We start from the raw sequence: 8,283 nt of genomic DNA, 5'->3' as shown, positions 1-8,283 counted from the left end.
AGGCCCCGGTGGAGTCGCTGATGCCGCTGCGCCTGGCGCGCTACGGCGTCCCCCTCGCGGAGACAGCCCCCGCGGGCCTGGCGGCGGCGGGCATCGAGCCCGCGCTCCTGCCCCCGGCCCCGGCACCCACGCCCACGGCCGCCCCCCAGCCCGAGCTGACGAAGGCCGAGGTCGTCGCGGCCCCGCCCGCGCTGACCAAGGACCCCTCCCCCGCCCCGCCCCCGGAGCCCGCCGCCGAGGACCACCCCGGCGAGCACCCGCAGCCCGAGGAGGAGCAGCCCGGCGCCCACGGGAGCCCGTGGTTCGCGGCTCCGCAGCCGCCGCAGCAGTACGCGGAGGGCCAGGTGTCGTACGACCCGGAGGCCCCGTACGACGAGTGGTACGAGGAGCAGGCGCACGAGCAGGTCCAGCAGCAGGGGTACGACGCGCAGGGCTACAGCGAGCAACTGGCGTACGAGCAGCAGCAGTACGCGGACCAGCAGGCCTACGACCAGCAGCGTTTCGCCCAGGACCAGCAGCGCTACGCACAGGCCCAGGAATACGCACAGGCCCAGCAGTACGCCGAAGGTCGGCCGTACCCCGAGCAGGGCCACGAAGCCACCGAACTCGCCGACGACGGCTCGGGTTTCCGTGTCCCGTCGGGCCCCGGCCGCACCCGCCCCCTCGCGAACGCCCACCTGATCCCGGGCCCCCGCGAGGAGCAGGCACCGGCCCCCGCGCCCGAGCAGGCCCAGGACCCGGAGCCCCTGCCCGAACCGGCGGCGGCGGAGGCCTCCGGCCTGCCGGACGACATGACCCGCGAGGAAGCGTACTTCAACGCCTTCCGCAGGTACGTGAGCGAGCGGGGCGACTACCCCAACGCCCGCCAGTTCAGCCTCTACTTGATGGACCTGTACGGCGTGACCGGCCAGTCCGGCGGCCCCCTCACCGAGAGCACCCTGCGCCCCTACCTCCGCGACTTCCGCGACCGCTACCAGCGCTCGCTGGACGAGGACGCCGAGCACATCGCGTAGCGCCGTACCGACAATCGCCGACCGCTAGACCGCTAACCGGTGACCGCCCACAGCGCGAGCCCGAGGCCGCTGAACGCGGCGCCCAGTGCGCAGACGGCGCCCCAGCCGGCCGCCGTGTAGAGGGAGGTCGCGGCGATGGCGCCGGTGGCGCTTCCTATGGAGTAGAAGACCATGTATCCGCCGATCAGGCGGCTGCCCGCGTCCGGGTGGAGGGCGTAGATCAGGGTCTGGTTGGTGACGTGGACCGCCTGCACGGCGAGGTCGAGGAGGATCACTCCGGCGACCAGGGCCCAGAGCGAGCTGCGGGTGAGGGCCAGGGGCAGCCAGGAGGCGGCGAGCAGGGCGAAGGCGATGCCGGTGGTGCGCCGGGAGAGCCCGCGGTCGTTGAGGCGGCCCGCGACGGTGGCGGCCAGCGCGCCGACGACGCCGACGAGGCCAAGGGCGCCGATCGCGCTGTGGGACATGTCGTACGGGGCTTCGCTGAGCGGCAGGGCGATGCTGCTCCACAGGGTGCTGAAGGCGGCGAAGACGAGCAGGCCGAACAGGGCCCGGAGCCGCAGCAGTGGTTCGCGTGCGAAGAGGGTGAGGGTGGAGCGCAGGAGCCGGCCGTAGCGCAGGTTCGTCGTGGTCGGCGGTACGTCGCCGGGGCGCGGCAGCACTCGGTGCAGGACCAGGGCGAGCAGGGCGGTGAGCGCCGCCGACGCGAGGTAGACGGCGCGCCAGCCCGCGAGGTCGGCGATGAGGCCGGACGCGGTGCGGGCGAGCAGGATCCCGATGACGACGCCGCTGGTGACCGTACCGACGACCCGTCCGCGCCCGGCGGCCGGTGCCAGTGACGCCGCGAAGGCGACCAACGTCTGTGTGACGACGGCGAGGAGCCCGGTCGCGGCCATGCCCACGAGCAGGATCGCCGCTTTGTGGGCGACGGCCACGACGGCGAGGGCCACGACCATGAGCAGCAGTTGGCCCACGATGAGCCGCCTGCGGTCGGCCACGTCGCCGAGCGGCACGAGGAGGAAGAGGCCGAGCCCGTAGCCGACGTGGGTGAGGGTGACGACGCTGCCGACGAGTGCCGGGCTCATGGCGAGGTCGTGGCCGATGGTCACCAGGAGCGGCTGGGAGAAGTAGACGTTGGCCACGGCGGCGCCGCAGGCGACGGCGAACAGCGCGACGACGCCGCGGGACAGGACGTAGGCCGGACCTTCCGCGACCTCGCAGTCGCCGGACACAGGCACGGACATGGGCACCCCTCTCACACTTCAGGTTGCATCTTGCAACCATCACTGCTGGCGACGCTAACCCCGTTTGGTAGCATGTTGCAACCACCCTGGAGTCGGGTGCGCACGAGAGTCAGACGAGGGACACGAGGGACGCCATGGTGACCAGGACCCGCTTCGACGACAGCGAATGCCCCGTCGCCCGCTCGGTGGACGCGATCGGCGACTGGTGGTCCCTGCTGATCGTCCGGGACGCCTTCGACGGAAGCAGGCGCTTCGGCGAGTTCCAGCGCAGCCTCGGCGTCGCGAAGAACATCCTCACCGCGCGCCTGCGCACCCTCGTCGCCGGCGGCGTCCTCGAATCCGTCCCCGCCTCGGACGGCAGCGCCTACCGCGAGTACGTACTGACCCCGAAGGGCAAGGCGCTCTTCCCCGTCATCGTGGCCCTGCGCCAGTGGGGCGAGCAGAACTTCTTCGCCCCCGGCGAACCGCACTCGGAGCTGGTCGACCGCCGCGAGGGCCATCGCCTGCGCGCACTGGAAGTGGTGTCCGAGGACGGGCGGCGGCTGAGTCCGGACGACACCACCGTCCACAAGATCCATGTATGATCATGACGTAACTCCGGTGCACAGCACGGGAGTCGCGCGTCTGTGGTCCAAGGAAAGACGCCCATCATCCGATGGGAAATGTAGGTGCAAGGCCTGCCGGGCGCTCCACACACGAAGGTCCCCTCACGGGTGAAGTGAGGGGACCTTCGTCGTTTCCGGGAACGGCTGCGGCGGCGGCTGCGGTTGCGGTTGCGGCGACTGCGGCCTCGGAAAAACTTCTCCAAGTGGGTCATCAGGATGCCGGGCCCGAGCCTCTCCTTGGTGAACGGCCGTGCCCCTTCGCGTGGGGCGGCCGCACACTGATGGGAGGTTGAGGGTGGGGTTTGTCGGCATCCTGGTGCTGGTGATTCTGCTCGTGGCGCCGGGCGTGAAGCAGTTGCTGGACAGTTTCGCGTTCCGGATCCGGGCGCAGGGCCGGGCGGAGGTGATCCGGGCGCAGCGGGCCGGGGCTGTTGAGGGGCGTGGCGGTCGCACGCGGCACAAGGGGCGGAAGGGGCAGAAGGGCGGGAAGGGTGCGGTGAAGGCGGATGGGTGAGCCGCGGGCGGTGACCGTCGGGGACCTGGAGACGCTGTTCGCCGAGTGCCGTGGCGAGATGACGGGCAAGGCGCGCGCTCTGCTCGCCTCGGCGGAGGTTCCCGAGTGCGTCGCCGATGCCGACGACGTCGTCAGTACGGCCTTCGCCAAGGCGCTGCGCGACCCGGCCGTCCTGCGTGAGCCCCGGGCCTGGCTGTATCAGGTGATCCGTACCGACGTGGCGTATCTGGCCCGACGTGGGGCCAGGCGTGGCGAGTTGGAGGAGCGGCGGGTGGCCGATCCGCTGCGGGTGGATCCTCCGGTGGTCGCGGATTTCAGCGCTCTGGTGGTCAATCGCGCCGTGGTGCACAAGGCGGTCCTCGAACTCTCCGCGCAGCAGCGCATAGCGGTGTGGGCCACGCACGCCCTGGACTACACGCGGAACGAGGCCGCGGTCCTGATGGGCAAGCAGCCCGGCACGGTGGCGCGGCACAGTTCGCGGGCCCTTCTGCTGCTGCGGGCCAGCATCGCCATGGCTGTTGTGGGTGTCGTGGCGGCCCTGGGCATCGGGATCGGCGCCCGGCGGAAGGTGTTGCCCGCCGACGACGCGGGCGAGGATCCGGTCGTGTCGGCGCCGTTGTGGGGGGTGCAGCAGGGGGTTGTTGCCGTGGCGGTCGTCGCCATCGTCTTGCTGGGCGCGTGGGCGCTCTGGGCGCGGCGCGGGCGCGTCCGGCTCGTACGCCTCGTACGCCTCGTACGGACGAAGGCCGGGCGCAAACCTCGTGGCGGCCGTGGTGGCCGCAGCAGTCGTGGCAGCCGTGGTCGCCACGCGCGGCGCCGGCGCTTCTCCCGCCGCAACGCGAGTGCCGCCCCCGGCCGCGTACAGAACGGTCCCGGCACGGGAGGAGCTCCGAGCGAGGCCCGCGGCGCCCGGCCTCCCGCGCATCCGCCGATCCCCGGAGGCCCCGGCGACCCCGCTTTCCCCATGCAGATGCTGACGTTCAACGACAACGACCTCCGGGCGGCCTGGCTCCGTGCCGTCGAGCAGGTCGGACCGGTGCCGGAGCCGACCCGGATCGACATCCTGCCGGGGCATGTCGTGCTGGAGCTGACCGACAGGGACGCCTGGGAACAGTTCGAGCCCCGCGTCCGGCAGCTCACCAGTGCTCTGAGGTACGAGTTGGGCCAGTGTCTCGAACTCATCGTGACCTTTGAGCGCCCGGGACCGGGGGACCGCTTCGTTCAAGGAACCAGAGCACGGATGCTCAACACGCCTTGAGTTCCGCGCGGGAGTGCGGAACCCGCCTCTCGTGGAGTTGATCGCGCGGTGTACGGTCGCCTTTGTGCGGGCAAATCGCGTGCGTGGTACGACAGTTGACGGCACAAGCAGCGCACCCTGCCGCGCCCGGACGCTCGCGCTCGACGACCGCTGAGGAGCCCCCATGAGCGAACCCATCGCAGACCACGCCGAGCCGTCGGCCGCCGCGGCGGACGGAGAGGTGAGCAGCGCGCGGTTCTGGAACGCCTGTCAGGGCGGGAAGGACAACTACGAGCGCGACCGGCAGGCCGTCGAGGCGGTCGAGGCGATCGCGCCCGGCATCTCAGCGGACGCCCGCTCCGCCCGCCAGTTCCTGCGCCGGACCGTCCGCTGGGCGGCCGCCGAGGCCGGGGTCACGCAGTACCTGGATCTCGGTGCCGGCCTCCCGCTGGAGCCCGACATCCACCACATCGTCAGCCGCCACCAGCCGGACGCGCGCGTGCTGTACGTCGACAACGACCCTGTGGTCCTGGCGCACCAGGGCGCGTACCAGGACCCGCCGTTGAGCAGCTACATCGACGCCGACATGCGCGACACCGACACCGTCATGGCCCACGTCACCGAGTGTTTCGACCTCGCCGAGCCCGTGATGCTCACCTTCAGCAGCGTCCTGGGCCACTTCTCGGACGAAGAGGCCCACGCGTTCATCGGCCGCCTCCTCGACCGACTCGCCCCCGGCAGCTGCCTCATGCTCAGCCACGACATCCCCACGCCCGCCATAATCAAGGCGTGCGAGGTCTACTCCGCCGCCCCCGGCGCCCTCCCGTACCAGCCCCGCACCATCGAGCAACTCCTGCGCTTCTTCGAGGGCATGGACATCGTTGAGCCGGGCCTGGTGCCCCTCTTCGAATGGCGCCCGGACGACGCCACGGAGATGACGGAGATCATGGGGTACGGAGCGGTCGGCCGCCTGCGCTGACAGGCCCTAGGCCCGGCCGCCGCTGCGCCGCCGTACGACGAAGAACACGCCCGCGGCGACGAGGACCGCGCCCGTGGCGAGCCCGACGGTCGTTCCGCTCGATCCGCTGTCGTCGCCGGCGGTCTCATCGGCGCAGTCCGAGCCGTCGAGGGGGCCGCCGGCCTCGACCTTCACCTTGGTGCCGAAGTCGTCGCCGGGTGGGACGAACTCGGTGAAGTTCACCGTGTAGGTGCCGGGTTCGGCGTCGCAGCGGATCTTCGCCCGGCCCGCCCACATGACCTTGCCCGTGTTCTTGAGTTTCACCGTGCCCGGGAACGCCTTGGATTTCACGGTCGCGTTGTCGTCGTCGACTTCCGCGTTCACCGTGGAAAGACCGACCCACGCGCCGGGGCGTACCGAGCCTGGCGAAACCACCAGTTCACCGTCGCCACCCGGGCCCGCCGTCGCACTCGGAACGGCCGTCAGGGAGACGGCGAGCGTCAGCATTCCGACAGCAGCGGCGTGAACGCGTGTCATGACCGTCGAGCCCGTGCCTTTCCCTGTTCTCCGTAAAACGCCAACCCCGCCCCCACCACGAGCAACACCACATACCCGGCGGGCGGCACGTCCCACCATTTCTGGACCAGGCCCCACGGGTCGTCCCCGAAGAGGCGGCCCGCGAGGCCGAGTGCGCCCTGGACGCCGACGATCCAACCGATGATGGCGATGATTTCCCTCATGCCTCCAGGATCGGGGCGGTGATCGGCTCGGGCGTCGTGCCCGGGGGCGAAACCGGCGTAGTCCGAAGGATGGAGCGGCCGATATGGGGGAGGGGGCGTGGGCCCATTCAGGCCCGCGCCCCCTCACTCACGTACGCAGCCCGCTACGCGCCAAGGAGCTTCCGCACCCGCTCAGCCCCCACAGCCAGCAGCAGCGTGGGCAGCCGCGGACCCGTGTCGCGGCTCACGAGCAGGTGGTACAGGAGGGCGAAGAACGTCCGCTGGGCGGTCTTGATCTCCGGGGGGAGCTCCTTGGGGCCCGCGTCGGCGGAGAAGCCCGCGCGGACCTTCGGGACGCCGTAGACGAGGTGGGTGAGGCCGTCCAGGGACCAGTGGGAGTCCAGGCCGTCCAGGAGCAGCCGCAGCGACTCGCGGCTCTCGTCGTCGAGGGACGACAGGAGCTCGGCGTCCGGGGTCTCGCGGACGATCGTGCGCTGGTCCGCCGGCACCTGCGTGTTGATCCACGCCTCGGCCTTGTCGAGCCGCGGCCGCACCTCGTCGAGGGAGGCGAGCGGGTCGGACGGGTCGAGCTCGGACAGGATGCGCAGCGTCTGGTCCTCGGCGCCTGCGGTGATGTCGGCGACGGAGGCCAGCGTGCGGTACGCCATCGGGCGCGGCGTCGTCGGCAGCGCCCCTGCGGCGGTGCCCACGGCACGCGCGTACGCCGCCGCGTCGGCGGGCAGCACCGAGCCGTCGGCGACCTTCGCGCCGAGCTTGTCCCACTCGTCGTAGAGCCGCTGGATCTCCTGGTCGAAGGCGATCTTGAAGGACTGGTTGGGCCTGCGGCGGGCGTACAGCCAGCGCAGGAGCGGTGCTTCCATGATCTTCAGGGCGTCGGCCGGGGTGGGCACGCCACCGCGGGACGACGACATCTTGGCCATGCCGCTGATGCCCACGAACGCGTACATCGGGCCGATGGGCTGCGCGCCGTCGAAGATCTGCCGGACGATCTGGCCGCCGACGACGAACGACGAGCCCGGCGAGGAGTGGTCCACACCGCTCGGCTCGAAGATCACGCCCTCGTACGCCCAGCGCATCGGCCAGTCGACCTTCCAGACCAGCTTGCCGCGGTTGAACTCGCTCAGCCGCACGGTCTCCTCGAAGCCGCAGTCCGTGCAGACGTACGCCAGCTCCGTGGACTCGTCGTCGTAGGAGGTGACGGTGGTGAGGTCCTTGCCGCACTGGCCGCAGTAGGGCTTGTACGGGAAGTACCCGCCGGTGCCGCCGCTGCCGTCGTCCTCGGCCGCGGCGCCGGAGCCCTCGGCGGCCTCCAGCTCGGCCTCATCGACCGGCTTCTGCTGCTGCTTGCCCTTGGCGGCCTTGGCCGGGTCCTTCTTCGTGCGGTACTGGTCGAGGATCGCGTCGATGTCGCCGCGGTGCTTCATCGCGTGCAGGATCTGCGCGCGGTACGTCCCCGACGTGTACTGCTCGGTCTGGCTGATGCCGTCGTACTCGACGCCGAGCTCGGCGAGGGACTCGGCCATCGCAGCCTTGAAGTGCTCCGCCCAGTTCGCGTACGCGGACCCGGCGGGCGCGGGCACGGCGGTCAGGGGCCTGCCGATGTGCTCGGCCCAGGACTCGTCGACGCCGGGGACGCCGGCCGGGACCTTGCGGTACCGGTCGTAGTCGTCCCAGGAGATCAGGTGCCGGACCTCGTGGCCGCGGCGGCGGATCTCGTCGGCGACCAGGTGCGGGGTCATGACCTCGCGGAGGTTGCCCAGGTGGATGGGGCCGGAGGGGGAGAGTCCGGACGCGACGACCACAGGTTTGCCCGGGGCACGACGCTCCGACTCGGCGATGACCTCGTCCGCGTAGCGGGAGACCCAGTCGGTGGTATCGGTGCTCTGAGCCACGATCGGCACGTCCTCTTGTTTCCTCGGAGTTCTGGGAATCTGGCGTGAGCCATTCTCCCAGACGGAAGGACCCGGTCCGGGGT

8 protein-coding genes and 1 pseudogene are annotated in these 8,283 nt (G+C 71.2%); 5 read left to right on the top strand and 4 right to left on the bottom strand.

The features are described from left to right. Positions 1–1,013, top strand: a pseudogene (locus tag IEY91_RS41040) (hypothetical protein); the annotation flags it as partial. Between the two features lie 32 nt (positions 1,014–1,045). Here IEY91_RS41040 and IEY91_RS41035 read toward each other — a convergent pair. Beyond that, complete coding sequence (locus IEY91_RS41035) at positions 1,046–2,254, bottom strand: MFS transporter (protein ID WP_189177848.1); 1,209 nt, start codon at positions 2,252–2,254, stop codon at positions 1,046–1,048. Between the two features lie 134 nt (positions 2,255–2,388). On the opposite strand from IEY91_RS41035, the gene IEY91_RS41030 reads away from it, so the two are divergent. From IEY91_RS41030 to IEY91_RS41015, 4 genes are all read left to right on the top strand, one after another. After that, on the top strand, positions 2,389–2,838 hold the full coding sequence (locus IEY91_RS41030) for a winged helix-turn-helix transcriptional regulator (protein WP_164322087.1): 450 nt from the start codon (positions 2,389–2,391) through the stop codon (positions 2,836–2,838). Positions 2,839–3,154: 316 nt separating this feature from the next. Further along, the gene (locus IEY91_RS41025) at positions 3,155–3,373 is read left to right on the top strand and encodes a hypothetical protein (RefSeq protein WP_164316730.1); all 219 of its coding nucleotides are present in this window, start codon (positions 3,155–3,157) and stop codon (positions 3,371–3,373) included. Next, on the top strand, positions 3,366–4,631 hold the full coding sequence (locus tag IEY91_RS41020) for an RNA polymerase sigma factor (RefSeq protein WP_189177847.1): 1,266 nt from the start codon (positions 3,366–3,368) through the stop codon (positions 4,629–4,631). Before IEY91_RS41025 ends, IEY91_RS41020 begins: the two co-directional genes overlap by 8 nt. 163 nt (positions 4,632–4,794) lie before the next feature. Then, positions 4,795–5,589, top strand: coding sequence for an SAM-dependent methyltransferase (locus IEY91_RS41015; RefSeq protein WP_189177846.1), 795 nt, complete (start codon positions 4,795–4,797; stop codon positions 5,587–5,589). 6 nt (positions 5,590–5,595) lie between these two features. On the opposite strand, the gene IEY91_RS41010 is transcribed toward IEY91_RS41015, so the two are convergent. The 3 genes from IEY91_RS41010 to lysS form a co-directional block, all read right to left on the bottom strand. Next, the gene (locus IEY91_RS41010; protein ID WP_189177845.1) at positions 5,596–6,105 is read right to left on the bottom strand and encodes a hypothetical protein; all 510 of its coding nucleotides are present in this window, start codon (positions 6,103–6,105) and stop codon (positions 5,596–5,598) included. After that, positions 6,102–6,308 carry a hypothetical protein gene (locus IEY91_RS41005; protein ID WP_164322095.1) on the bottom strand — a complete coding sequence of 69 codons (207 nt, stop codon included), beginning with the start codon at positions 6,306–6,308 and terminating at the stop codon, positions 6,102–6,104. The genes IEY91_RS41010 and IEY91_RS41005 overlap by 4 nt, the downstream gene beginning before the upstream one ends. Positions 6,309–6,451: 143 nt before the next feature. Next, the gene (lysS, locus tag IEY91_RS41000; protein ID WP_189177844.1) at positions 6,452–8,209 is read right to left on the bottom strand and encodes a lysine--tRNA ligase; all 1,758 of its coding nucleotides are present in this window, start codon (positions 8,207–8,209) and stop codon (positions 6,452–6,454) included. Between the last annotated feature and the right edge of the window lie 74 nt (positions 8,210–8,283).

The organism is Streptomyces lasiicapitis (genome assembly GCF_014646335.1).
Lineage (GTDB): Bacteria > Actinomycetota > Actinomycetes > Streptomycetales > Streptomycetaceae > Streptomyces > Streptomyces lasiicapitis.
Note: the sequence above shows the minus strand (reverse complement) of the source record. Positions and strands in the feature narration are given on the sequence as shown.